Origin of the sequence: Embleya sp. NPDC050154, from assembly GCF_044460165.1 — a bacterium.
Lineage (GTDB): Bacteria > Actinomycetota > Actinomycetes > Streptomycetales > Streptomycetaceae > Embleya.
The window spans coordinates 514,651-539,111 of record NZ_JBITJP010000002.1 but is presented as its reverse complement, the minus strand read 5'-3'; the positions used below and the strand labels follow the sequence as shown (position 1 = coordinate 539,111).

At 71.7% G+C, this 24,461-nt stretch carries 22 protein-coding genes; 14 read left to right on the top strand and 8 right to left on the bottom strand.

The genetic code is table 11. From position 1 onward, the window contains the following. Positions 1 to 10 precede the first annotated feature (10 nt). On the bottom strand, positions 11 to 733 hold the full coding sequence (gene yidD / locus ACIBSV_RS05995) for a membrane protein insertion efficiency factor YidD (RefSeq protein ID WP_395859752.1): 723 nt from the start codon (positions 731 to 733) through the stop codon (positions 11 to 13). 101 nt (positions 734 to 834) lie between these two features. Here yidD and ACIBSV_RS05990 point away from each other — a divergent pair, with 101 nt between their 5' ends. Next, entirely contained in the window at positions 835 to 2,016 is a 1,182-nt protein-coding gene (locus ACIBSV_RS05990) for an acyl-CoA dehydrogenase family protein (protein ID WP_395859751.1), read from the top strand. Between the two features lie 192 nt (positions 2,017 to 2,208). Beyond that, entirely contained in the window at positions 2,209 to 3,075 is an 867-nt protein-coding gene (locus tag ACIBSV_RS05985) for a DUF1206 domain-containing protein (RefSeq protein WP_395859750.1), read from the top strand. 6 nt (positions 3,076 to 3,081) lie between these two features. Here ACIBSV_RS05985 and ACIBSV_RS05980 read toward each other — a convergent pair whose 3' ends face one another. Further along, positions 3,082 to 3,480 (bottom strand): ATP-binding protein, encoded by a 399-nt coding sequence (locus ACIBSV_RS05980; RefSeq protein WP_395859919.1) that lies wholly within the window; start codon positions 3,478 to 3,480, stop codon positions 3,082 to 3,084. 352 nt (positions 3,481 to 3,832) lie between these two features. After that, entirely contained in the window at positions 3,833 to 4,255 is a 423-nt protein-coding gene (gene arfB, locus ACIBSV_RS05975) for an alternative ribosome rescue aminoacyl-tRNA hydrolase ArfB (RefSeq protein ID WP_395859749.1), read from the bottom strand. A gap of 95 nt (positions 4,256 to 4,350) precedes the next feature. Here arfB and ACIBSV_RS05970 point away from each other — a divergent pair, with 95 nt between their 5' ends. From ACIBSV_RS05970 to ACIBSV_RS05935, 8 genes are all read left to right on the top strand, one after another. After that, positions 4,351 to 6,360: a S9 family peptidase gene (locus ACIBSV_RS05970; protein WP_395859748.1), complete on the top strand. Its 2,010-nt coding sequence runs from the start codon at positions 4,351 to 4,353 to the stop codon at positions 6,358 to 6,360. A gap of 259 nt (positions 6,361 to 6,619) precedes the next feature. Further along, positions 6,620 to 7,858: an acyltransferase family protein gene (locus ACIBSV_RS05965; RefSeq protein WP_395859747.1), complete on the top strand. Its 1,239-nt coding sequence runs from the start codon at positions 6,620 to 6,622 to the stop codon at positions 7,856 to 7,858. Positions 7,859 to 7,940: 82 nt separating this feature from the next. Then, positions 7,941 to 8,243: an urease subunit gamma gene (locus ACIBSV_RS05960; RefSeq protein WP_395859746.1), complete on the top strand. Its 303-nt coding sequence runs from the start codon at positions 7,941 to 7,943 to the stop codon at positions 8,241 to 8,243. A gap of 23 nt (positions 8,244 to 8,266) precedes the next feature. Next, positions 8,267 to 8,665 carry an urease subunit beta gene (locus ACIBSV_RS05955; RefSeq protein ID WP_395859917.1) on the top strand — a complete coding sequence of 133 codons (399 nt, stop codon included), beginning with the start codon at positions 8,267 to 8,269 and terminating at the stop codon, positions 8,663 to 8,665. Then, on the top strand, positions 8,662 to 10,383 hold the full coding sequence (locus ACIBSV_RS05950) for an urease subunit alpha (RefSeq protein WP_395859745.1): 1,722 nt from the start codon (positions 8,662 to 8,664) through the stop codon (positions 10,381 to 10,383). The genes ACIBSV_RS05955 and ACIBSV_RS05950 overlap by 4 nt, the downstream gene beginning before the upstream one ends. Before the next feature lie 126 nt (positions 10,384 to 10,509). Beyond that, positions 10,510 to 11,199, top strand: a complete 690-nt coding sequence (locus ACIBSV_RS05945; protein ID WP_395859744.1) for an urease accessory protein UreF — start codon at positions 10,510 to 10,512, stop codon at positions 11,197 to 11,199. Continuing rightward, positions 11,189 to 11,938 carry an urease accessory protein UreG gene (ureG, locus tag ACIBSV_RS05940; RefSeq protein WP_395859743.1) on the top strand — a complete coding sequence of 250 codons (750 nt, stop codon included), beginning with the start codon at positions 11,189 to 11,191 and terminating at the stop codon, positions 11,936 to 11,938. The genes ACIBSV_RS05945 and ureG overlap by 11 nt, the downstream gene beginning before the upstream one ends. After that, complete coding sequence (locus tag ACIBSV_RS05935) at positions 11,935 to 12,780, top strand: urease accessory protein UreD (RefSeq protein ID WP_395859742.1); 846 nt, start codon at positions 11,935 to 11,937, stop codon at positions 12,778 to 12,780. Before ureG ends, ACIBSV_RS05935 begins: the two co-directional genes overlap by 4 nt. On the opposite strand, the gene ACIBSV_RS05930 is transcribed toward ACIBSV_RS05935, so the two are convergent. Continuing rightward, positions 12,696 to 14,231 (bottom strand): PQQ-binding-like beta-propeller repeat protein, encoded by a 1,536-nt coding sequence (locus ACIBSV_RS05930; protein WP_395859741.1) that lies wholly within the window; start codon positions 14,229 to 14,231, stop codon positions 12,696 to 12,698. The genes ACIBSV_RS05935 and ACIBSV_RS05930 overlap by 85 nt on opposite strands. A 481-nt stretch (positions 14,232 to 14,712) precedes the next feature. After that, positions 14,713 to 15,879, bottom strand: a complete 1,167-nt coding sequence (locus ACIBSV_RS05925; protein WP_395859740.1) for an SRPBCC family protein — start codon at positions 15,877 to 15,879, stop codon at positions 14,713 to 14,715. Between the two features lie 149 nt (positions 15,880 to 16,028). Between ACIBSV_RS05925 and ACIBSV_RS05920 the strand changes: the two genes are divergently transcribed. Further along, positions 16,029 to 16,976, top strand: a complete 948-nt coding sequence (locus tag ACIBSV_RS05920) for an alpha/beta fold hydrolase (RefSeq protein WP_395859739.1) — start codon at positions 16,029 to 16,031, stop codon at positions 16,974 to 16,976. A gap of 85 nt (positions 16,977 to 17,061) precedes the next feature. Here ACIBSV_RS05920 and ACIBSV_RS05915 read toward each other — a convergent pair whose 3' ends face one another. Then, complete coding sequence (locus ACIBSV_RS05915; protein WP_395859738.1) at positions 17,062 to 17,463, bottom strand: ATP-binding protein; 402 nt, start codon at positions 17,461 to 17,463, stop codon at positions 17,062 to 17,064. A gap of 259 nt (positions 17,464 to 17,722) precedes the next feature. Here ACIBSV_RS05915 and ACIBSV_RS05910 point away from each other — a divergent pair, with 259 nt between their 5' ends. The 3 genes from ACIBSV_RS05910 to ACIBSV_RS05900 all read left to right on the top strand — a co-directional run bounded on the left by ACIBSV_RS05910 (position 17,723) and on the right by ACIBSV_RS05900 (position 22,329). Then, positions 17,723 to 18,592, top strand: a complete 870-nt coding sequence (locus tag ACIBSV_RS05910; protein WP_395859915.1) for a helix-turn-helix domain-containing protein — start codon at positions 17,723 to 17,725, stop codon at positions 18,590 to 18,592. Next, on the top strand, positions 18,589 to 18,858 hold the full coding sequence (locus ACIBSV_RS05905) for a DUF397 domain-containing protein (RefSeq protein ID WP_395859737.1): 270 nt from the start codon (positions 18,589 to 18,591) through the stop codon (positions 18,856 to 18,858). The genes ACIBSV_RS05910 and ACIBSV_RS05905 overlap by 4 nt, the downstream gene beginning before the upstream one ends. Positions 18,859 to 19,080: 222 nt before the next feature. After that, on the top strand, positions 19,081 to 22,329 hold the full coding sequence (locus tag ACIBSV_RS05900; RefSeq protein WP_395859736.1) for a BTAD domain-containing putative transcriptional regulator: 3,249 nt from the start codon (positions 19,081 to 19,083) through the stop codon (positions 22,327 to 22,329). A 100-nt stretch (positions 22,330 to 22,429) separates the two neighbouring features. Here ACIBSV_RS05900 and ACIBSV_RS05895 read toward each other — a convergent pair whose 3' ends face one another. After that, positions 22,430 to 23,275: an ABC transporter permease gene (locus tag ACIBSV_RS05895; RefSeq protein WP_395859735.1), complete on the bottom strand. Its 846-nt coding sequence runs from the start codon at positions 23,273 to 23,275 to the stop codon at positions 22,430 to 22,432. 97 nt (positions 23,276 to 23,372) lie between these two features. Further along, positions 23,373 to 24,362, bottom strand: a complete 990-nt coding sequence (locus tag ACIBSV_RS05890) for an ATP-binding cassette domain-containing protein (RefSeq protein ID WP_395859734.1) — start codon at positions 24,360 to 24,362, stop codon at positions 23,373 to 23,375. Between the last annotated feature and the right edge of the window lie 99 nt (positions 24,363 to 24,461).

The following is a 24,461-nucleotide window of genomic DNA, read 5'->3' as shown; positions in this document are numbered from 1 at the left end:
CCACCGCCGGTCAGTGTCCCTTCGCCCGCCGTGCGCCCGGCACCGGGTCGAAGCCGCCGTTGCCGGGGCGGCAGCGGATCAGCCGACGCGCCGTCAGATACGTGCCCCGGACCGCGCCGTGCCGGTGCAGGGCCTGCTTGCCGTAGGTCGAACAGGTCGGCGTGAAGGTGCAGCACGGCGGGGTGCGCGGGCTGATCTCGGTGCGGTAGCGCTCCACGGCGGCACCCAACCGGCGGGCGGGCGAGCCGCCGCGTGGGCGGAGCAGGCTGGTCAGCGCGATCCACATCAGGCGCAGCGAGAACAGGCTGATCAGGCACGCGTCGCAACCGCAGTCGCCGTTTCCCCCGCCGCCTCCGCGACCGCCCCCGCCGCCCCCGCCGCCACTACCCCCGCCTCCACCACTGTCCCGATCGCCGCCGTCCCGGTTGCCGCCGCGGCCGCAGCAGCCCCGGCCGTCGCCTCCGCCGCCACCACCTCCACGACCACCGCCCGATCCACCGCCGGACCCCCCGGAACCGCCGCCGGACCAGCCGTCGCCGCCGCCGCCACCTCCGCCGCCCGAGGGCTGGTTGCCCAATTCCCCGGCTGCGTCCACGAGATCCTCACGGCGCTCCTGGCGGCGGCGACGTTCCTCTTCCTCCTCGAGCCGGCGGCGCCGCTGCTCGGGCGTCTCGCCGGGCGGGCCCGCGCCGTCACCGAACAGGGGATGCGGGTCGTGTGGCGGTTGGGTCATGGTGGTGCTCCCCGTGTTCCGGATCTATGTTCGGGGCAATCTACCGGGACCCGTTCGGCGCCGTTCGGGTCTCCCGGTTCGCACACAGGAGGCACCCGCAGATGGCCAAGGCACCCGCGTTCGACCCGATGGACCCGCTCGGCATCGACGATCTGCTCGACCCCGAGGACAAGGCGATCCGGGACACCGTGCGCCGATTCTGCGCCGACCGGGTCACGCCTTACGTGGCCGAGTGGTTCGAGCGCGGCGAGCTGCCCGACGTGCGGGAACTCGCGCGTGGGCTGGGCGGGATCGGCGTACTCGGGATGACCCTGGACGGCTACGGCTGCGCCGGGACCAGTGCGGTGCAGTACGGCCTGGCGTGCCTGGAACTGGAGGCGTGCGATTCGGGGTTGCGCTCGCTGGTGTCGGTGCAGGGCTCGCTGGCGATGTTCGCGATCCACCGCTTCGGCACCGAGGAGCACCGGCGCACGTGGCTGCCTCGGCTGGCCGCGGGCGAGGCGCTCGGGTGCTACGGGTTGACCGAGCCCGATCACGGTTCGGATCCGGCGTCGATGCGTACGCACGCCAAGCGGGACGGCGACGACTGGGTGCTCAACGGCCGCAAGATGTGGATCACCAACGGCTCGGTGGCCGACGTGGCGGTGATCTGGGCGCAGACCGAGGAAGGTGTGCGCGGCTTCGTGGTGCCCACCGACACCGCCGGCTTCGCGGCCGTCGACATCAGGCACAAGATGTCCCTGCGTGCGTCGATCACCAGCGAGTTGACGCTGGACGACGTACGGTTGCCGGCCGACGCGGTGCTGCCCGACGTGGTGGGCATGCGCGGCCCGCTGACGTGTCTGGGCGAGGCCCGGTACGGAATCGTGTGGGGCACGGTGGGCGCGGCGCGCTCGTGCTTCGAGTCCGCGCTGGACTACGCCCGCACGCGGGAGCAGTTCGGCCGGCCGATCGGCGGGTTCCAGCTCACCCAGGCCAAGCTGGCGGACATGGCGGTGGAGATCGGCAAGGCGCACCTGCTCGCGCTGCACCTGGGCCGGCGCAAGGACGCGGGCGCGGTGCGCCCGGAGCAGATCAGCTTCGGCAAGCTCAACAACGTCCGCGAGGCGATCGCGATCGCCCGTCAGGCGCGTACGATCCTGGGCGCGAACGGGATCTCGCTGGAGTACCCGGTGATCCGGCACATGAACAACCTGGAGTCGGTGCTCACCTACGAGGGCACCTCGGAGATGCACACCCTGGTCATCGGCAAGGCGCTCACCGGCCTGGACGCCTTCCACTGATCGGACCCGCGCGGCGGGGGTGCCTCCGCCCGACCGCCCGACTACCCGACGACCTCTCGATTCCTTGATCCCCGACGCCGCGGCGGCTTTGCGCGCCGTTTGCCCAGGGCCGGTCCGGGCAGACGCCTGCCCAGCCGGATGCCGTACGGCACGGCCGCGAAGGCGCTCCGGGACAACCTTTGGGGATACGACATGTCAGCGTCAGCCTCCATGGCCGAATCGGGTCGTGAAGCCAAGGCCGCCGGGCGGCAGGCCGCCGACAGCAAGGTGATGGTGGGCCTTGCCCGAGCGGGCCTGGCCGCACGCGGCCTCCTCTATATCCTCGTCGGCGCGATCGCGGTGCAGATCGCCTTCGGCGACAAGAACCAGGAAGCCGACCGGGGCGGTGCGGTCGAGGAGATCGGCAAGAAGCCGTTCGGCGAGGCCATGTTGTGGGTGCTGGTCGTCGCGCTGATCGGGATGTGCCTGTGGCGGCTGGTGGAGGCCGCGTTCGGGCAGGCCGTGCCGGACGGCAACAAGGCGAGCAAGCGACTGATGTCGCTGGGCCGGGCGATCTTCTACGGCTTCGTGGTCGTCTCGCTGATCCGCACCCTCACCGCGGACGGTGGCGAGCAGGGCAAGGAGCAGGGCGGCAGCAGCAACGAGACCTCGAAGGACCTCACCGCCAAGGCGCTGGACTGGCCGGGTGGTCGGTATCTGGTGGGACTGGCCGGACTGGTGCTGCTCGGCGTCGGGATCGGGATGGCCGTACGGTACGCGCTGCGCAAGTTCCGGGAGAAGCTGAACACCGGCGAGATGAGCCCCACGCAGCGCAAGGTGGTGGACCTGCTCGGGATGATCGGCGGAATCAGTCGAGGTGTGGTGTTCGGCGCGGCCGGTGTGTTCATCGTGGTGGCGGCGGTGAAGTTCGACCCGAACCGGGCCAAGGGAGTGGACGAGACGTTGCGCTCGTTCGCGGGCACGCCGGTGGGGCCCGCCCTGCTCGTGGTGGTGGCACTGGGCCTGGTGGTGTTCGGGCTGTACTCGTTCTGTGAGGCGCGGTGGCGCCGGGTGCGCTGAGGCCGGCTACCCCGGCGCGTCCCCGCGCACCGTGACCCGGATGCTCTTCCCGGCGCCGACCGACAGGACGTCGATCCGGCCGCCGATTTCGGCGACCATCAGCTTCACGATCATCAACCCCCGGCCGTCCTCGGCATCCGGGCCGGTGTCCAGGAGCGCGTGCGGGCGGAACGGGTGGTCGTCGGCGACCTCGAGGCGGACCTCGGCGCCGGTGTGCGACGCGGTGATCCGGATGCGCTCGGTACGGATCGCGGCGTGTCGGACCGCGTTGGAGGTCAGCTCGGTGGCGACCAGGAGCAGGATCTCCTCGATCTCCTCGGCCACCCCCCAGGCGCGTAACAGGTCGCGCAGGCGATGCCGTACCTCGGGCACGCCGGCGACCGTGGGTGCGATGGTCCAACGCACGAACACGGGCCCGGGTCGATGCTCGGGATCCGGGTCGTGCCGGTCGTCCCTCGAGGTGCGCTCGTGGCGAGCGCGGGCGCGGGCCCGCCCGACGGCGGTCACGGATGACTCGACGAGCGGGACGCGACCGGGACGATCGTCGGATGGGGCGGATGGGGCACACGTGCGGGGGATGGCATCCCGGAGTCCTTCGCTTCGTTCACTGCGGAGCGCGGGTCTTGCGCCGGCGTTGGCAGTGTGCGATGGCCCGTCGTGCTCGGGGCGTGGTTTTCCGGGTGTGATCCGTAATGCTTCGGTAAGTGGCACTTCATCTCGACTTTGCGCCCGGTTCGGATCCTGTTCGGATCCGGGATCAATCGCCCGTCGAGCGCCGCAGTCGTTTGATCTCACCGCGATGGTGCTTGTTGCGCAGCCTGCGTTCGCGCATCCCGCGCGAGGGTTTGGTCGGCCGCCGGGGTGGCGGGGGCGGGGCGGTGGCCTCGACCAGGAGCTCGACCAATCGGCGGACCGCGGCCTGTCGATTCATGAGCTGGGAACGCTGCTCGGACGAGGCGACCGTGAGTACGCCGTCCACCAGGCGCCCGGCCAATCGGTGCAGCGCCCGCTCCTTGAGCACGTCGGGCAACATCGTGCTGGCGCCCAGGTCGAAGGACACCTCGGCGCGGCTGTCCGTGGTGTTCACCGACTGTCCGCCCGGTCCGGAGGAGCGCGAGAATCGCCACGACAGCTCGGCGGCGGGTATCACCACGCCGCGAATGTCGAGATCTGTCGTCATACGGACATGATCCCGTGTCGCACCGGCCCGGGTCGACCGGGTTTTCGAGCGCGTTGGCGGATGCTTTCCGGGCTCGGGACGGAGAGGATCGGGGGATGAGTGCCGACATGAACGCGGACGAGACGAAGACATACGGGTCCTGGCCCTCGCCGATCACGGCCGAGCGGCTCGTGGAGGGGGCCGCGACTCCCGGCGACATCCGGGCCGACGGCGAGGACGTGTGGTGGTCGGAGGGTAGGCCGTCCGAGGGTGGCCGGATCCAGTTGGTGCGGCTGCGACCGGGCGGGTCGCCCGAGGACGTGCTGCCCGAGGGGTTCTCGGCGCGAACCCGCGTGCACGAGTACGGCGGCGCCGCCTGGACGGTTCGCGCGGGTGTGCTGGTCTTCGCGAACTGGACCGATCAGCGGTTGTACCGCCTCGCGCCCGGCGACGCGGCGCCGGTGCCGGTCTCCGCCGAGCCGGAGGTCGAGGCGGGCCTGCGCTACGCCGACTTCACGATCGTGCCCGCGGGGCAGTGGGGTCCGGGCGAGTGGCTGGTCGCGGTGCGCGAGAGCCACGAGCCGGCGGCGGTGAACACGCACGGCGAGGCGGTCAACGAGATCGTCGCGCTGCCGCTGGACGGCCCGGGCGGCGATCGGGTCCTGGTCACCGGACCGGACTTCGTGTCCTCGCCGCGCCCGGCCGCGGACGGCTCCGCGCTCGCCTGGACCCAGTGGTCGCACCCGGACATGCCGTGGGACGCGGCCGAGCTGATGGTCGCGGCGATCGAGGCGGGGCCGCGGCCGACCGGCGCGCAGGCGCTCGCGGGCGGCGGGCGCGAATCGGTGGTCCAGCCCGAGTGGGGGCCGGACGGCGCGCTGTGGTTCACGTCGGACCGCACCGGGTGGTGGAACCTGTACCGGGTCGGTGCGGGTGGGCAGGTCGAGGCGGTGGCGCCGGTCGAGGCGGAGATCGGCGGCCCGCAGTGGGTCTTCGGCGAGCGCTTCTACACCTTCCTCGACGACGGCCGGATCGCCTGCTCGGTCGGCTCCGGCGGCTTCGACCACCTGGGTCTGGTCGACCCGACCCGCCCGGAGCAGCCGCCAGCCCGGGTGGAGACCGGGCTGAACCGGTTGTCCGACCTGATCGCGGTGCCCGGCGGGGTGTTGTTGATCGGCGGTGGTCCGGACGACGAGGACGCGCCGCGCCGGGTTCGGCTCGCGCCCGGCACCGCCACCGCGTTGCAGATCGAACGGCTGCGCCCGGCCCGGGACTTCGGGTTGGACGCGCAGTGGTTCAGCGCGCCGCGGGCGATCGAGTTCGCCTCCGCGGCCGGCCGTACCGCGCACGCGCTGCTGTATCTGCCGAAGAACCCGGACGTGCGGGCGCCGGAGGGTGAACTGCCACCGTTGATCGTGTCCATCCACGGCGGGCCGACCGCGCAGGCGTCGGCGGTGCTCAACCTGCGGATCCAGTACTGGACCAGCCGGGGCTTCGCGGTGGCGGACGTCAACTACGGCGGCAGCACCGGTTACGGCCGGGAGTACCGCAACCTGCTGTACGACTCGTGGGGCATCGTCGACGTCGAGGACTGCACCGCGGTGGCCCGGCACCTCGCCGACACCGGCGTCGTGGACGGCACCAAGCTGGCCATCCGGGGCGGCTCGGCGGGCGGCTACACCACGTTGGCCGCGCTGGTGGCGGGCGACGACTTCACCGCCGGCGCGAGCCACTTCGGCGTCGCCGACATCGCGGCGCTGGCCCGGCACACGCACAAGTTCGAATCGCGCTACCTGGACCGACTGGTCGGCCCGTACCCGGAGGCCGAGGCGGTCTATCGGGCGCGCTCGCCGATCAACCACACCGAGCACCTGTCCACTCCGCTCGCGGTGTTCCAGGGGCTGGAGGACCAGGTGGTCCCGCCGGCCCAGGCGGAGATGATCGTCGCGGCCCTGAAGGAGAAGGGGCTGCCGTACGTCTACCTGGCCTTCGAGGGCGAACAGCACGGCTTCCGGCGGGCGGAGAACATCATCCGCGCGTTGGAGGCCGAACTGTGGTTCTACGGAAAGGTCTTCGGCTTCCGGCCGGCCGACCCGATCGACCCCCCGCCGGGTGGGGGATTCTGACCGGACACAGCTCGAACCGAGCGCGGCGTCCCCTCCGACGGGGCGCCGCGCGGGTGACCGACGCGGCCCGTCGGCCCGCCCGTCCGGATCGGGCGCGCGGGCCGTTACCCTCGGGTCCTGTGATTCCCGAGGCAGTGCGGACATGCCGACGCACTCGGTCATCGGTTCGTATGTTTTCGCCCGCCTCGGGTGGGATGGTGTCGACCGCACCGCGGTCGACCGTCCGAGCCGAGGCGGCCCACCGTCGAGGAAGCCGACCATGCCCGAAGCGCCCGTCGAAGAGCGACCCTCCGCCGCACCGGATCGCGGGCCTTTGCCCGATCCGCCGGTCCCGGCTCCCGCCGCCCGCCGCACGGGTCCCACCCGCCTGTACGCGCTCGACGTGCTTCGACTGTTCGCCGCGCTCGCCGTGTTGTCCTTCCACTGGACGGCGGACGCCGGCGTGCCGGAGATCTGGGGCGGTCGCACCCCGCAGGACTTCATGCCGACCGTCGCCGGGATCACCCAATACGGCTGGCTCGGCGTCGAACTGTTCTTCATCATCAGCGGCTTCGTGATCTGCATGAGTTCGTGGGGGCGGCAGGCCGGCGACTTCGTGGTCTCCCGGGTCGTGCGCCTGTATCCGGCCTTCTGGGCGGCCATCCTGCTCACCGCCACGGTCCTGCACTTCGCGCCGGACCTGGGCCGGCCGGGCGCTCGGGCCGGCATCGACGCCCGGACCGTGCTGGTGAACTTCACCATGTTCGAGGGCCGGCTCGGGTACAAGGACGTCGACGGCGTCTATTGGACGCTGTGGCTGGAACTGCAGTTCTATCTGCTGTTCGCGATCGTCGTGGCGATGGGATTGACCTATCGCCGCGTGGTCGCCTTCTGCGGCATCTGGCTGGTCGTGGCGATGATCGCGAACGGCAGCGAGGTGCCGATCCTGGAAGAGCTCGCGATGTTGCGTCAGGCGCCGTACTTCGTCGCGGGTGTGACCATCTACCTGATGTATCGCTTCGGGCCGAATCTCCTGCTCTGGGCCATGGTCGGCTTCACCTGGCTGCTGGCGATGGCGGACGTGCCGGGCCTGAAGAAGGTCTACGACGACGCGGTCGGCGACCCGATGTCGACGGTGGGCGTGTCGGTGGCGATCACTCTGGCCTACGCGGTGATCATCGCGGTGGCGCTGGGCTGGTTCGACTGGGTGCGGTGGAAGGGGCTGGCCGTGTTCGGCGCGCTGACCTATCCCCTGTATCTGATCCACCAGGAGGCCGGCTGGACGCTGATCCACTGGCTGCGCGAGCGCGGGCTCGGCGACCGGGCGGCGATCGGGGTGGCGCTGGTCGCGGCGCTGACCGTGGCATGGCTGCTGCATCGCCTGGTCGAGCGTCCGCTGAGTCGGCTCATGAAGCGCGGCTTCGACAAGTCCCTGACGACCATGCGAGCGGCGTCCGACCCCGCCCCGAGGCGCGGGTTGCGGCGTTCGAGTGGTGAGGGTTTGGATACACCGCGTTAACATGCCCCGTTTCGACGGGTAACACGCGGCGGCGATTCTTCGAGGGCAACAAGCCGGTACGACTCTCGAGGAGGGGCACGACGTGTTGCTGACCCCGCATGAGCAGGAGCGGTTGATGGTCTCCTACGCCGCCGATCTGGCGCAGCGCAGGAGAGCCAGAGGACTGCGGCTCAACCACCCGGAGTCGGTGGCGGTCCTGTCGTCGTTCCTGCTGGAGGGCGCGCGGGACGGGCGCTCGGTGGCCGACCTCCAGGAGGCGGGTCGACACGTGCTCGCCCGGGACGACGTGATGGAGGGCGTTCCGGAGCTGTTGGCGGACGTGCAGGTGGAGGCCACCTTCCCGGACGGGACCAAGCTGGTGACCGTGCATCGGCCGATTCCGTGAGGCCGCGCCGGTCGTTGGCGGCCGTGGTGCCGGGCGAGATCCTGCTGGGCGAGGAGCCCATCCCGCTGAACCCGGGGCGGATGGTGCTGGTGTTGCCGGTGGTCAACGCCGGGGACCGGCCCGTGCAGGTGGGATCGCATCTGCACTTCCCGGCGGCCAACGACGCGTTGGAGTTCGATCGCCGAGCGGCCTGGGGGCATCGGCTGCACGTGCCCGCCGGGACCGCGGTGCGGTTCGAGCCGGGCGTGGCCCGCGAGGTGGAACTGGTGCCGCTGGCCGGTGCCCGGATCGTGCCCGGGCTCCGGGCCGGCCGCGGCGGGGTGCTGGACGCGGGCGACGCCGGGGACGCTCAGGACGTGGGGGACGCGGTGAACCCGGGGGACGCGGCACGGGGTGCGTCGGATCGGGAGGACGCGCGATGACGTCGATCGATCGGCACCGATACGCGCTGCTCTACGGCCCCACCACCGGCGACCGGATCCGGCTCGCCGACACCGAACTGCTGGTCGAGGTGACCGAGGACCTGACCCGCCCGCGCGGCGCGGCCGGGGACGAGGCGATCTTCGGCGGTGGCAAGGTGATTCGGGAGTCGATGGGGCAGTCGATGCGGACGCGCGCCGAGGGGACTCCCGACACGGTGATCACCGGCGCGGTGATCCTGGACCACTGGGGGATCGTCAAGGCCGACGTCGGCATCCGGGACGGCCGGATCCGGGCGATCGGCAAGGCGGGCAACCCCGACACGATGGATGGAGTGCACCCGGACCTGGTGATCGGCCCGTCGACCGAGATCATCGCGGGCAACGGCCGGATCCTGACCGCCGGCGCGGTCGACTGCCATGTGCACCTGATCTCGCCGACCCAGTTCCCCGAGGCGCTGTCGGCCGGGGTGACCACGATGGTCGCCGGCGGTACGGGGCCCGCCGAGGGCAGCAAGGCGACCACCGTCACGCCCGGCGCGTGGCACCTGGCCCGGATGCTGGAGTCGCTGGACGGGGTGCCGATCAACTTCGTCCTCCTGGGCAAGGGCAACACCGTGTCCGAGGAGGCCATGTGGGAGCAGATCCGGGCCGGCGCGGGCGGCCTCAAGCTGCACGAGGACTGGGGCTCGACGCCCGCGGTGATCGACGCCGCGCTGCGCGTGGCGGACGCGGCGGGCATCCAGGTCGCGCTGCACAGCGACACGCTCAACGAGACCGGTTTCGTCGAGGGCACGCTGGCCGCGATCGGCGGGCGGACCATTCACGCCTATCACACCGAGGGTGCCGGCGGCGGGCACGCGCCGGACATCATCACCGTGGCCGGACTGCCCAACATCCTGCCCTCGTCCACCAATCCGACCCGGCCGCACACCGTCAACACGGTCGAGGAACATCTCGACATGCTGATGGTCTGCCACCACCTGAATCCGGCCGTCGCCGAGGACCTGGCGTTCGCCGAGTCGCGGATCCGGCCCTCGACCATCGCCGCCGAGGACGTGCTGCACGACCTCGGGGCGATCTCCATGATCGGCTCGGACAGCCAGGCGATGGGCCGGGTCGGCGAGACCGTGCTGCGCACGTGGCAGACCGCGCACGTGAACAAGGTCCGGCGCGGCGCGCTGCCCGGCGACGGGGCCGCGGACAACCTGCGGGCCCGTCGTTATGTGGCCAAGTACACGATCTGCCCGGCCGTCGCGCACGGACTGGACGAGGAGGTCGGCTCGGTCGCCGTCGGCAAGCTCGCCGACCTGGTGTTGTGGGACCCGAGGTTCTTCGGCGTACGACCGCACCTGGTCGTCAAGGGCGGGGCCATCGCGTGGGCCGCGATGGGCGACGCGAACGCGTCCATTCCCACGCCGCAACCGGTGTTGCCCAGGCCCATGTTCGGTGCGGCGGCGCGCACCGCCGCGGCGACGTCGGTGCACTTCGTGGCGCCGGCGGCGCTGGAGGACGGGCTCGCGCGGCGGCTGGACATCGACCGCCGACTGGTGCCGACCGGCGATGTGCGAGGACGGGGCAAGTCGGCCATGCCGCTCAATGACGCCATGCCGCACATCGAGGTGGATCCCGAGACGTTCTCGGTGCGCGTGGACGGGGAGAAGGTGGTCGCGGCGCCGGCCGGAACCCTGCCGATGGCGCAACGTTATTTCCTGTTCTGATTGCGCATGAAAGCTTCTTGACGGAGGGTCAGTGAAAGCTGACTCACCGTCAGGATGTAGAACTGTGACTGCGGTGACCGGCCAGGACCGACATCGACACGTTACGACCAGTAAGAGGTGGTACTCATGGGTGCTGGACTTCTCCTGCTCGGGGATTCCAGGCTGCCGGCAGGCGGCTACGCGCATTCGGGCGGCTTGGAGAACGCCGTCCAGCGGGGCGAGGTGCACGACCTCGACACGCTCACCGAATTCCTGCTCGGCAAGCTCTACGGCACCGGGGCGGTGCAGGCGGCCTTCGCCGCCGTCGCCGCGCTGACCGCGGGGCCGTACGCGCTGCCCGAGATCGCGCCGTGGGCCGAACTCGACGCCGAACTCGACGCGCGGACCGCCTCCGCGCCGGCCCGGGCCGCCTCGCGCGCCCAGGGCCGATCACTGCGCCGGGTGGCCAAGGCGGCCTGGCCCACCGAACCGTGGCCGGCCCTGGGGGTGTCCCCGCACCACGCGATCGTGCTCGGCGCGGCGGCCACCCGGGCCCGGCTCGACGAGCGCGAGGCGGCCGTGCTGGCCGCGACCAACGTGGTCAACGGGCCCGCCTCGGCAGCGGTCAAGCTGCTCTCCCTCGATCCGATCTCGGTCACCGTGGTGCTCGCCGAGATGGCCGGGCACTGCGATCAGGTCGCCGAGGAGGCCGCCGACGCGGCCCGCACCGTGTTCGCCGACGGCGACTGGGACCGGCTGCCGTGCTGGTCCTCGGTCGGCCTCGACGTCTGCGCCGAACTGCACGCCCACGAGGAGGTCGTCCACTTTGCATCTTGACCATGCCCCCGGCAACGGCGGGACCCACACGCACCCTTCGCCGCCGCCCACCGTGCCCGGCTCGCGCGCGTTGCGGATCGGCATCGGCGGACCGGTGGGATCCGGCAAGACGGCGCTGGTCGCCGCGCTGTGCCGGGTCCTCGCCGACCGCTTCTCGCTCGCGGTGGTCACCAACGACATCTACACCACCGAGGACGCCGACTTCCTGCGCGCCGCAGGGGTGTTGGCGGCGGACCGGATCGCCGCCGTGCAGACCGGCTGTTGTCCGCACACCGCCGTGCGCGACGACATCAGCGGCAACCTGGACGCGATCGAGGACCTGGAGGCGGCGCATCCGGACCTGGACCTGGTGATCATCGAGTCCGGCGGCGACAACCTGACCATGACCTTCAGCCGGGGTCTGGCCGATGTGCAGATGTTCGTCATCGACGTGTCCGGCGGCGACAAGGTGCCGCGCAAGGGCGGCCCCGGGGTGACCCGTTCCGACCTGCTGGTGATCAACAAGACCGACATCGCTCCGCAGATCGGCGCCGACCTGGCCGTGATGGATCGCGACGCGGCCCGCATGCGACCGGGCACCCCGGTTGCCTTCCTGTCGCTGCGCGAGAGTCCGGGCGCGGACGTGGTCACCGCGTGGGTGCTCGACCAGATCGCCGCATGGCGGGCCGGCACGGCGGTACCGGTACGGCCGGCGGGCCGGGTCGAGGTCGCGTCGGCCGCGGCCCCGGTCCTCGGGTGAGGGCAACCGCCCTGGTCCGCGCGGAACTTCGGCACGGCCGCACGGTGCTGACCGAACTGCGCGGACAGGTGCCGCTGCTGCCGCGCGAGGTGTCCGTACCGGGCGGTGTCGCCGAGGTGGTCTTCGTGGGCGGCGCGGCCGGACCGATCGGCGGCGACGACCTGGCGCTGCGCGTCGAGGTGGGGGCCGGCGCGCGGCTGCGGGTACGCACCGCCGCCGCCGCGGTGATCCTGATCGGCGACGGCACGCCGGCCCGGCAACGGGTGGACCTGGTGATCGGCGCCGGCGGCCTGCTGGAGTGGCTGCCGGAACCGGTCGTGGTGGCCGCGCGGGCCGCCTTCCACAGCGTCGTGCGGGCCGAACCGGCGCCGGACGCAGACCTGTTGGTGCAGGAGACGCTGGTCCTGGGGCGTGTCGACGAGCCCTGCGGGGACGCGCTCTCGCGCTGGGACGTGGTCGTCGACGGGCGTCCGGTGCTGCGCCAGCAAAGCGGCTACGGCCCGGCCGCGCATCCGGGCTGGCGCGGACCGGCGGGCACGGCCGGCGGGACGGTGGTGGCCACCCGGTTGACCCTGCCTGCCCCGCCCGATCGACCGACCAGTGCGCCGGGCCGGGCGGTGTGCGATCTCGCGGGCGGCGGTCTCCTGGTGACCGTGACCGCGCGGGACACGATGACGGCACACCGCGCGCTCGCGGGGACGTCGGCCTCGGCTCCGGCCCCCGCGACGCCCGCGGCCCCGGTCGCGGCCTTGGCGGATCAGCTCTCCAGGGCGACCAGTTCGGAGCCGGCCGTACCCAGCAACAACACCTCGCCGGTGCCCGCGGCAGCGGCGGTCAGGTAGGTCGACAGCGGATGCGTCCAGCGCCGCCGGCCCGTCGCCCGATCGAAGGCGTGCAACTCGTCGGTGCCGCCGGCATAGGCGATCCCGTCCACCACGGCCACCGGGCTGGGCACGCCGGCACCGGTGGTCCGCCGCCAGCGCTCCGCGCCGGTGCGCGCGTCCAGCGCGTACAGCGTCCCGACGTCGGTGGTGTAGATGATGTCGTCCACGACCACCGGCGCGGTCAGGTCCGGGGTGCCGCGGAAGCGCCAGACGATCTCGCCGGTGGCGATGTTCAGCGCGACCAGGGTGAACCCGGTGACCACGTAGACCAGATCACGGACGACGTGCGGAGGCCGGGTGATCGGCGCGGCGAGGTGGATCGACCATCGCGGCTCCCCGCGCTCGGGGACGATCGCGCTGACCGTGCCGTCGGTATGGGTCAGGTACACCAGGTCGCCGCCGCCGTTCTCGCCGATCACGGCCGGCATCACCCCGCCGCGCTGCGCCGACTCGCTCCACTCCCAGCGGTGCGCGCCCTGCGCGATGTCGAACGCGAGCACCCGGTCGTCCCGGGTGCCCACCACCAGGGACGAGCCCAGCATCACCGGCGCGCCGAGGATCTGGTCGCCCGCGTACTGCTGCCACACGCGTTCACCGTTGCCCGGGTCGAGCGCGGAGAGTTGCCCCGCCACACACGCCAGGAACACGGCGGTCCCGGAGACCACCGGCTCGGACCACACCATCGACTCGGTGCGCGCGGTCCACAGCGCGACGCCGGTCTCGGTGCCCAGGGCCATCACCACGTTCTCGGTGGTCGTGCAGTAGGCGACGTTGTCGAAGACCTGGAGGGTGGTCACCCGGCCCTCCACCGCGCGCCGCCATCGCGTCTTCGGCTGCGACCGGCCCTCGCCCAGCCGCGCGAACGCGACGCCGGCCGAGGTCACCGTCGCCGCGGTCACCGCGAAGCCGCCCGCGATCAGGAGCCGGCGCCGGGTCAGCCTGCTCCCGGTCGGCGGGTCCTGTGCCCGGGCCGCCTGCGGCATGTCGGCGCGCTCGCGCGCGGGAGCGGCGGGCAGGACCAGTATCGAAGGCCGCGGGGTCAGCACCCGGTCCACGTCCACCGCCGTCGGACGTTGTCCGGGGTCGGGATCCAGGCAGCGCCGGAGCAGCGGGCTCAACTCGGCGGAGGGCGTGCCGCCCCCGGCGAGCGTGATCAGCGTGCCGAACGCGTACACGTCCTCGGAGGGATCACCGCCGTCGTCCGCGTCCGTGCGGCCCGCGAAGCCGGTCACGCGCGGACCGTACGGGGTGATCAGCACCTGGTCCGGACCCAGCCGGCCGTGCACGAGACCGATCGCGTGCACACGGGCCAGAGCGTCGGCGATGCCCGCCGCGACCTCGCGCAACGGGCCGTCCGCAAGCGGACCGTCGTGGTCGAGCACCTCACCGAGCGTCCGCACTCCGGGCATCGCCCACGCCCTTCCGGGACCTGTCGACGTGCTTGCTGGAGAGCAGAGTAGGACCTGGGGGGCGGCACGGATAGAGCCCGGAAAAACGATCCGGAAACGGTTCGCCGGCCCGACTCGCGAGGGGAACACGAGGCGCCCGGGGCGACCTCGGCGGCGTTTTCGGACCGGTTCGCGCGTGCTCCGGGACCGGGCCGGAACCGGTTCGGACCGGGGGCGGGTCGGGTCCGGATCGGGTTCGGGTCGGGTGGGGACCGGCTTGGCGCCGCATTCGGACCGGGGCCGGACGAGGACCGGGCCTGCTTCGGGGCAACGGGCAGGCCGGCTTCGGGCAAACAGGCGGGCCCGCTTCGGGCAAAAGAAAAGGAGGCGCCCGGCCAAAGGCGCCTCCTTCGCGAACCGCACAGCGTTTCGCGAGCAGGACGATCATAACCCGCCCGCGCCCGCCGGCCCGCCGGCGCCGGGCTCGGGGTCGTCGCGGCGCTCAGTCCCGCGCCGACTCGAGCGCGCCGTCCCACACCCGGTGCCAATGGGCGACCGCCGACTCGCCCGTCCCGACGACCATCGTGGGCAGACCCGCGTCGAAGCCGCGCTGACAGGACTCGGCGCCGGGGAAGTCCTCGGTCACCAGCACGCGCTTGTTGGTCTCGTGGTTGGCCCGGGCCATGGCGATGCTGCTCTCGGCCAGCGGCTCCCAGGTGCCCTCGGTCATGTGCACGACCGAGCGGTTCGGCCGATCGCCCGGGTAGATCCGCAACATCGTGGTGCTCAGCGGGCTCTCGATCAGCACGGTGGACGGCAACACCGTCTGCACGTTGACCATCGGCAGCCGCGCGGGCCAGGACTCCTCGGGGACCTCGGCGAGTTGCTCGAACCCCACGATCGGGACGGCGAACCGGGTGTGCGGTCCCCACGTGTCGACGATGCCGTGGTTGAGCACGATCCCGTTGATGGTCGCGGTGTGCAGGAACGGTACGTGGTACGCCTCGACGTTGACGTCGACGGTGAGCTTCCAGTTGCAGGCCAACTCGAACCGCTCGCTGACCACCGCGCGGGTGCGGTCGTACGGGAAACCCGCGTAGGCGTCCTCCAATTCGTCCAACGCACCGGCCACTTCGACGTCCGGACGCAGGCCGACCACGACCAGGCCGGCGGACAGCGCGACCGGCAGCGGGCGCAGGCCGAACCTCTCCGGGTCGATCCCGGGGAACTGCGGACGCCCGGGCAGCCCGGTCAAGGCGCCCCGGTCGTCGAAGGTCCAGCCGTGATAGCCGCAGCGAAAGCGCTGCGCGCTGCCGCAACCGGTGCCGGTCAGGCCCTCGGTCTCCGGGACGTCCCGGCTGACCCGCATGCCCCGGTGGGTGCACGCGTCCAGGAACGCGTGCAATCCGCCGTCCCGGTCCCGGGTCACCAGGACCGGTACGCCGTCCACGTCGCGCGCGATGAAGTCGCCCGGCTCGGCCACCTCGCCGGCCCAGCCGATCACCTGCGGCGTGCGGCGGAAGAGCACCTCCCGCTCGCGGGCGTGCCGGGCCGGGTCGGTGAAGCACGAGCCGTCCAGGACGGCGGGCGCCGCGCCCAGGTCGAGCGTGCGGTGGGTGATGTGCTCGATGATGCGCCGCCCGGTGGCGACCACGTCCTGGTGCTTCACGGTGTGACTCCGATGTCCGGGCCGGCCGGCACAACCCCGACCGGATCTCTGTTACACCGTTACATTGTTGGACCGGGCCGATACCCCGTCAATGACCCGCGACCGGATGTGGTGTCATCAGTGGGCAATCGCACGTGGAGGTCAGCACCATGCCCGGCCGGGTCGAGAACGTTGCCTATGACATCGCGGGCCTGACCCTGTCGGGTCTGCTCGCCCGACCCGGACCCGGCGTCCGCCCCCGCGGACTGCTGCTCGCGCTGCACGGCGGCGGGTCGCGCGCGGCCTATTGGCATCGCGAGGGCGCCGCCGAGGGCTCACTCCTGCTGTTGGGCGCGGGCCTCGGCTGGGCGGTCCTGGCGATCGACCGACCCGGTTACGGGGCCTCCGCGGGTCTGGCCCGGGAACGACAGGGGCTGGACGCGCAGGCGGACCTGGTGTTCGCGTTGCTGGACGAGGTGGCCGAGAGCCTCGCCGACTCGCCGGCCGAGGCGGCCGGGATCCCGGCCGGCGCGGAGTCGAAGGGGCCGGGTCGGCTGCCGGTGTTCGTCGTGGCGCACTCGATGGGCGCGATCCTGGCGCTGCGCATGGGCGCGGACAAGCGCGGTCGGGAACTGCTCGGGCTCGCGGTCGGCGGCGCGCCGTTGCGGTACACGCCACAGCGGTTGGCCGAGTTCGCCTCGGTCCCCACCGAGGGCGACTTCGTGCCGTCGACCGGCGGCGGCACTCCGGACACCTTCTTCGGGCCGCCCGGGTCCTACGACCCGGCGCTGCTCACCCGGGCCGGGCGGGTGGCGGCGGCGGTGCCGATGGCCGAGTTCCTCGACGTACGGGAGACCCCGCACACGCTGCCCGCGGTGCTGGCCAGGGTGGTGCCGCCGGTGCACTGGACCGTGGCCGAGTTCGAGCGCTCCCAGCCGGCCGGTCCCGAAGTGCCGGACGAGGCACGCGAGTTGCTCGCCGCCGCGGGTTGGGTGGAGACGCACACGCAGCGCGGTGTCGGGCACAACATCAGCCTGCACCACGCCGCGCGCGCGTATCACCTGCGGGTGCTGGCCTTCGCCGAGGAATGCCTGCTCGCGAGCCCCGCCAACGGCTGACGCACCGACTGCGGGGGAGCCGGCGGCGCCGATCCCGCCGCCGGACCGACCGACCCCGGCCCATCCGGCGCCCGGGTGTCGCCGGTCACGGCCGGTCCGGCAGGGTGAACCACACCACCTTGCCCGGGGGGAGTCGATCGGCGCCCCACGCGTGCGCCAGGCCGTCGATCATCCGCAACCCTCGACCCGACTCCTCGTCCCAGTCGCCGACCCGGGCGATCGGCATGCGCGGCGACGAGTCGCGCACCTCCACCCGCAGTACGTCGCCGTCGTGCAGCAGGGTCAGCGCGTGCCAGGCCCCGGGCCCGACGTGGACGAGCACGTTGGTCAGTAGTTCGGTCAGCAGTACCTCCGCCACGTCGACCAACCCGGCCAGGCCCCAGTCGTGCAAAACCTTGCCGGTGGTCCGGCGGGCCCGGCCCACCCCCAGGGCCGAAGCGGCGAGTTGAACGCAATAGTGACGGACGTCCTCCGCCATCACCGGCATGTCGACCTCCGGACGTGCGGCAGGGGGTCGCGCGATCCGAGACATGCACCCAGAGCGACCCGTGGACAACATTAAGTCATGACGGACATGGAGCGTGCCCGGCCGTGAATGAGTGTGCAACTCCCAATCTTGGATCGACGGGAAGTTTCCGGTAGTAACCACACTTCCACGCGCAGTAGGGCACACTGTCCCCCGATCGGACGCGCCGACGTTCCGGTTCGGTGCGTGAACAGCGTGTAAGTGGAGGTGCGGCGTGGCCATGGCGCCCAATCCGACCGTTCGGCAGCGCAGGCTCGGGACCGAACTGCGCCGGTTGCGCGAAGCGCGCGGCCTCAGCCTCGAAGATGTCGCCGTGCGCCTGGAGTGCTCGGATTCCAAGGTCAGTCGGATCGAATTGGGCCGCAGCGGCGTACGACCGGTGGACCTGCGCATCCTGCTGGACCTGTACCGGGTCGCGGACGAGCAGGAGCGCGATTCGCTGCTGACTTTGGCGCGTGAGGCGAAGAAGCGCGGCTGGTGGCACAGTTACTCGTCGATCCTGCCCAGCTCCTATGCCGAACTGCTCAGCCTGGAGGCCGAGTCCTCGGGTATGCGGGGATTCGAACTCTCGCTCATTCCCGGCCTGTTGCAGACGCCGGACTATGTCCGGGCGGTGATCGCCGCGGTGCGCGAGGACATGTCCGCCGAGCAGGTGGACATGCTCGTGCGGGTCCGTCAGGAGCGGCAGGCGGTGCTGGACCGCGTCGGGCCGCAGGGCGAGGCGACGTTCCGGCTGACCGTGGTGATCTCGGAGTCCGTGCTGCGCACCGTGGTGGGCGGTCGGGAGACGATGCGGGCCCAGTTGGAACACCTGATGGCCGCCGCCGCGCGGCCGCACGTGCGCCTGCAGATCCTCCCGTTCTCGGCGGGCGCACACCCGGCGATCGAGGGTTCATTCGCGATCATCGGATTCCCCGCGCTTTCCGATCTGGATGTGGTCGTACTCGACACGCATACGAGTAGCCTCTATCTGGAGGAGCCCGAACACGTCAGTGTCTATGAGCGTTTGTTTGAGGACATCCGCGCTTCGGCGCTGTCGTACGGTGAATCCTTGTCCATGATCGAGCTCGCAGCAAAGGAATTGTCTTGAGCAACACAAACCCGGGTTCGCTTTTCCGGTTCGATTCCCCGAGTATCACTGCGGTTTCCTACCCCGATGGGAAAGATGCAGGTCACAGCGCTGTCGCGGGCCACGCGTGGCGGCGGAGCACATACAGCGGCGCCACCAGCAATTGCGTCGAGACGGCCCCCGTCGAGAGCGCCGTCCTGGTGCGCGACTCGAAAGTTGCCGCCGGTCCGGTGCTCGAACTGGAAGCCGGCGCGTGGCAGACCTTTATCGGTGGGATCGGCGCCTGAGTCGAGTCCCGTTCCGATACCGAACGGTTGATTGTTCGCGCTCCTCACTCCCAGGAGTGGGAATTAATCCCACGAAAGAGTGAATTCTCCCGATGATCGTCCCGGGTTCCCGTGCCCCGGGACGCTCCCAATGCGCAACTCTCCGTCGCCGACCCCTTACTCCACTCCGTGCGCTGCCCTCCGGTTCGCTCCGGCAGCGCATCGGGGTGGAAGAGTGGTGGGGTGCAGATCTCGGTGCTTGGCCCGCTCCAGGTGTGGGACGACGACGGTCGATCCGTGACGATCGGCGGCGCGCGGTTGCGTGCGCTGCTGATCCGGCTTGCCCTGGACCCCGGCAAGCCGGTTTCCGCGGACCGGCTGATCGCGGCCGTGTGGGGCGACGAGCCGCCCGCCGGGGCCGGCAACGCGCTCCAGTCGCTGATCTCCCGGCTGCGTCGACAACTGCCCGCCGAGCTCGACTCGGGGCCGGCCGGCTACGTGCTGGGGATTCGCCCCGAGGACGTGGACGCGCACGTGTTCGGCACACTCGCGGTCCGCGGTCGCAGGATGCTGGGCGAACGCGATCCGGCGAGCGCCGCCGAGACCCTGGGCCGGGCGCTCGCGCTGTGGCGGGGCCCGGCGCTGGTCGACGCCGCCGACGCGCCGTTCGCGATCGGCCCCGCGGCGCGGCTGGCCGAGCAGCGCCTGGGCGCGATCGAGGACCGGGTGCAGGCCCAGTTGACGCTCGGCCGCAGCCAGGGACTGGCCGCCGAACTGGAACAGTTGACCCGCGAACACCCGTTGCGCGAGCGACTGTACGGACTGCTGATCCGCACGCTGCACGAAGAGGGCCGCCGGGCGGACGCGCTGACGCTGTATCAGGACCTGCGCGAGCGGCTCGCGGACGAGTTGGGCATCGACCCCTCGCCGGACCTGGAGGCGGCCTACCTCGCGGTGTTGCGCGGCGGCGACCCGCGCCCGACGGCTCGGGCGACCCCGCCCGCGCCGGCCGAGCCCCACCCCCCGGCCGAGCCCCGCCCGGCGCCGGGCAATCTGCCCGCGCGGCTGACCACGTTCGTCGGCCGCGAGGACGAGGTGGTCCGGGTCGACCGGCTGCTCGACGAGTCGCGCCTGGTCACCGTGGTGGGCCCGGGAGGCGCGGGCAAGACCCGACTGAGCACCGAGGCCGGCGCCCGGCTCGCGGCTCGCGGTCAGGGTGTGGACGGCGGCATCTGGTTCGTCGAACTCGCCCCGGTGCTGGACCCGTTGGACGTCCCACAGGCGGTGCTGGCCGCATTGGGACGACGTGAGGTGGGTCTGCTGGACACCCACCTGCCCGGCCCCGGCCGCGATGTCGTGGACCGGATCGCCGAGCTGCTCGCGGGCCGACCCATCCTGCTCATCCTGGACAACTGCGAACACCTGATCGCCGCCGCCGCGACTTTCGCCGGCCGACTGCTCGCCCAGACACCCAACCTGCGGATCCTGGCCACCAGCCGGGAACCGCTGGGCATCGACGGCGAGATGTTGTGCCCGCTGGGGCCGCTCGCGCTGCCCCCGGTCGACGTCGGCGTGGACGAGGGCATGACCTACGCGTCGGTGCGGCTGTTCGCCGACCGCGCCCGCGCGGTCCGCCCGGGCCTGGTGGTCGACGCCGCCACCATCGGCGCGGTCGCCGAGATCTGCCGGCGGCTGGACGGGCAACCGCTCGCCATCGAACTCGCCGCCGCCCGCACCCGCTCGCTCACCCCCGCGCAGATCGCGAACCGGCTCGACGACCGGTTCCGGCTGCTGACCGGCGGGAGTCGGACCGCGCTGCCCCGGCACCAGACGTTGCGCGCGGTGGTCGAGTGGAGCTGGGACCTGCTGGAGGAGCGCGAACGGGTCGCGCTGCGTCGACTGTCGGTGTTCGCCGGCGGCACCACGCTGGAAGCCGCCGAGGCGGTGCTGCCGGGCGAGGACTTCGCCGCGGCCGACGTGCTCGACCTGCTCGCCGGGTTGGTGGACAAGTCGCTCGTGGACGTGATCGGCAGCACCGAGACCCGCTACCGGTTGCTGGAGACGATCCAGGCCTACGCGAGCGAGCGGCTCGCCGACGCGGGCGAGGTGGACGCGACCGCGGAGCGGCACGCGCGCTGGTTCATCCGCTACACCGAGGCGGAGGACGCGCGGCTGCGCGGGCCGGGACAGATCGAGGCGATCAACCGGATCGCCGCCGAGCACGACAACCTCGCGGTCGTGCTGCGCCACGCGGTCGAGCACGGGGACGCGGACATCGCCACCCGACTGGTCGAGGCGCTGTCCTGGTTCTGGGCGATACGCGGCAATCACGGCGAAGGGCACGCGTGGGGCCACGAGGGGCTCGCGGTGCCCGGACCCGCGCCGCAGGACAAGCGCGCCACCGCGCTCGCGTTCCACGCGCTGCACGCCTTCTCGGCCGGCGAGCGGTGGGACGCGATCCGCGCCTACGCCGGGGCCCGGATCATCGTCCGTCGACTCGGACCCGAGGCACCGCAATCGCTGCCGGTCTTCCTCGACATGCTGGGCTACGTGGTGCGCGGGGACAACCAGGCGATGAGCGCGGCGCTGGTGGCGGCCGACACGCTCGACGACCCGTGGACCCAGGCGATGGCCCGGCTGATGCGTGGGCACTTCGCGGTCAATCTCGGCCACCCCGAGAGCGCGGTCTACTTCCTGAACGACGCCCGGGACCGGTTCGCCGCCATGGGCGACCGGTGGGGACGCGCGTCCGCGATCTCGGGGCTGGCCGAACTGCTGATGTACACGGCCGACTTCGACGGCGCTTTGGCCGCCGTGGACGAGGCGCTCGTGCTGCTGTACGAGTTGCAGGCGGAGGACGAGATCCCACAACTGCTGGTCCGCCGGGGGATGATCCACGCGCGGTCCGGCGACATCGAGTCCGCGCGGCGGGTGATGGACGATCTCGTCGAGCGGGTCGATGTGCACTCGACTCCGCTCTCACTCCTGCTCGCCGAGCTCGGACTGGGCGAACTCGCGCGCTACACGGGAGATTTCGAGGATGCCGAGCAGCACTATCGGCGCGCCTTCGCGGAGCTGCCGAACACCTCCCTGCTGCCCCCGCAACTGATCGGCAGCCTGCACGTCGGTCGGGCCCACGTCGCGTGCGGCCGCGGCGACGTGGCGGCGGCCCGGTACCACCTCGATGCCGCGCTCCCGTACGCGCTGGAGAGCCAGGACATGCCGGTGTTCGCGTCGTGTGTCGAGGGGTTCGCCGTGCTGGCCCTGACCAACGGCGACCTCGAGAGCGCGGCGCTGCTGCTCGGCGCGGCGCAGGTGGTGCGCGGCCACCCCGGTTTCGGCGACATCGACGCGGACCGGGTCGCGCGACGGTTGGAAGTGAGCATGGGGGTCGAGGAATTCACCCGGGTGAGGGCGATCGGCGCGGCGCTGGGGGTGGACGAGGTGACCGCGTTGGTCCGGCCGGAACCGCTCGCGGCCCCGGAACCCTGAGGGCGCCGGGGCGGTTCGCAGCGCGAGCCGGCCGGTGTCGGCTCCGGCGGTGGGGCGGTACCGCCGGAGGGTCGGCTCCGGCGGTCGTACCGGCGAGGCGTCAGACCCGGCGGTTGTACTGGCGAAGCGTCAACGGGATGAACACCGCCATCAGGGCGAACGCCCAGATCACCGCCACGGTCGCATGATGGGCCACCGGCCCGCCGGTGAGCAGACCACGCGAGGCGTTGGTCACCTCGGTGACCGGGTTGATCTTGACCCACGCCTGCAACCAGCCCGGCATCGTCGAGGTCTTGGCGAACAGGTTCGAGCCGAAGGTCAGCGGAAACATCATCAGGAACGAGACGCCCTGCACGGTGCGCGGCTGCTTCAAGGTCACCCCGAGCAACGCCACGACCCAGCAGATGGCGAACGCGAACAGCAGCACCAGGCCGACCGCGGCGATCACCGCGAACACGTTGGTGTGGAACCGGAAGCCGATGATCGTGCCGAACACGAACACGGACGCGACGGCCACCAGGAACCGGAGCACGTCGCCGAGCACGGTGCCCGCCAGCGGCGCGATCCGCGAGATCGGCAGGCTGCGGAACCGGTCGAACACACCCGTGGACATGTCGGTGCACAGCCCGACTCCGGTGCCCACCGACGCGAACACCACGGTCTGTACCAGGATCCCGGGCAGCACGAACTGGAGATAGTCGTGCGTGCTGCCCTCGATCGCGCCGCCGAAGAGGTACACGAACATCACGATGAACAGGATCGGTTGCAGAGTCAGGTCGATCAGTTGTTCGCTCTGCTTCTTCAACTTCACCAGGCTGCGCCAGGTGAGCGTGAGCGTGTGTCGCAGCGCGGCGCTCGGGGCGTTGCGGTGCGGTAGGTGCCCGGCCGGCTGCCCGGGCGGGCGCGCGGCGGTGTCGTCGGCGGGACGGACGGTGGTCGTGGTCATCGGGAGGCTCCTAGGACACGGGCCAGATGGGAGATGGTCAGCAGCAGGACGGCGAGCAGCGGCAGAACCCGGGTGCCGTAGACGTCGGGACGGTGTTTCACGCGGCCTTGCCCCGGTCGGTCGCCCCGTCGTCGCGTTCGGCCGAGTCCTGGCTGCGGTGCCCGGTGAGGGTCATGAACACCTCGTCCAGGCTGGGCAGTCGCAGGGCGAACTCGGTGGCCCGGATACCGGCTTGGTCGAGCCGGGAGACCACCACCGGGAGCAGGTTCTCGTCGGAGACCGCGACGGTGACCTGACCGCGCTCGCTCTCCACGATCGGATCCCGGCCGGTGAGTTCGCGCAACAACTCGACCACGTCGGGCATTCGGGTCGGGTCGGCCGGCCGGACCTCCAGGCTCTGGCCGCCGACCTGGCTCTTGAGTCGGTCGGCCGTGCCGTTGGCGATCACCCGACCGTGGTCGATGACCACGATGTCGCTCGCCAACTGGTCGGCCTCGTCCAGGTACTGCGTGGTCAGCAGCACCGTGACCCCCTCGTCGCGGACCAGTTCGCGCAACATCTGCCACACGTCGCCGCGACTGCGCGGGTCGAGCCCGGTGGTCGGCTCGTCCAGGTACAGGAAGGCGGGGCGACCCACGAGCGAGGCGGCCAGGTCGAGCCGGCGGCGCATACCACCCGAATAGGTGCCCGGGGTGCGACCGCCGGCCTCGGTCAGGTCGAAACGGGCGAGCAGTTCGCGGGCACGCGCCTTCGCCTCGTTGCGGGGCATGTCGAGCAGTCGGCCGAGCAGGAGCAGGTTCTCGAAGCCGGTCATCTCCTCGTCCACCGAGGCGTACTGGCCGGTGAGCCCGATCAGGCCGCGCACGTCGTGCGCCTGCCGGACCGTGTCGAACCCGCCGACCCGGGCGATGCCCGCGTCCGGCTTGATCAGCGTGGCCAGTACGCGGACCATCGTGGTCTTGCCCGCGCCGTTGGGGCCCAGCAGGCCCAGCACGGTGCCGGCCTCGGCCCGCAGGTCGACCCCGGCCAACGCGGTGGTGGTGCCGTACCGCTTGACCAGACCCTCGGTCTCGATCGCGTATGTCATTGGGGTCGCTCCCCGCTAGGTGTTCGTCGTCCGTGTTCGACGTCTTCGTCGTGTGGCGCGATCAGCTTCACCGGGCCCGCTGATATCGCGCGCACACGC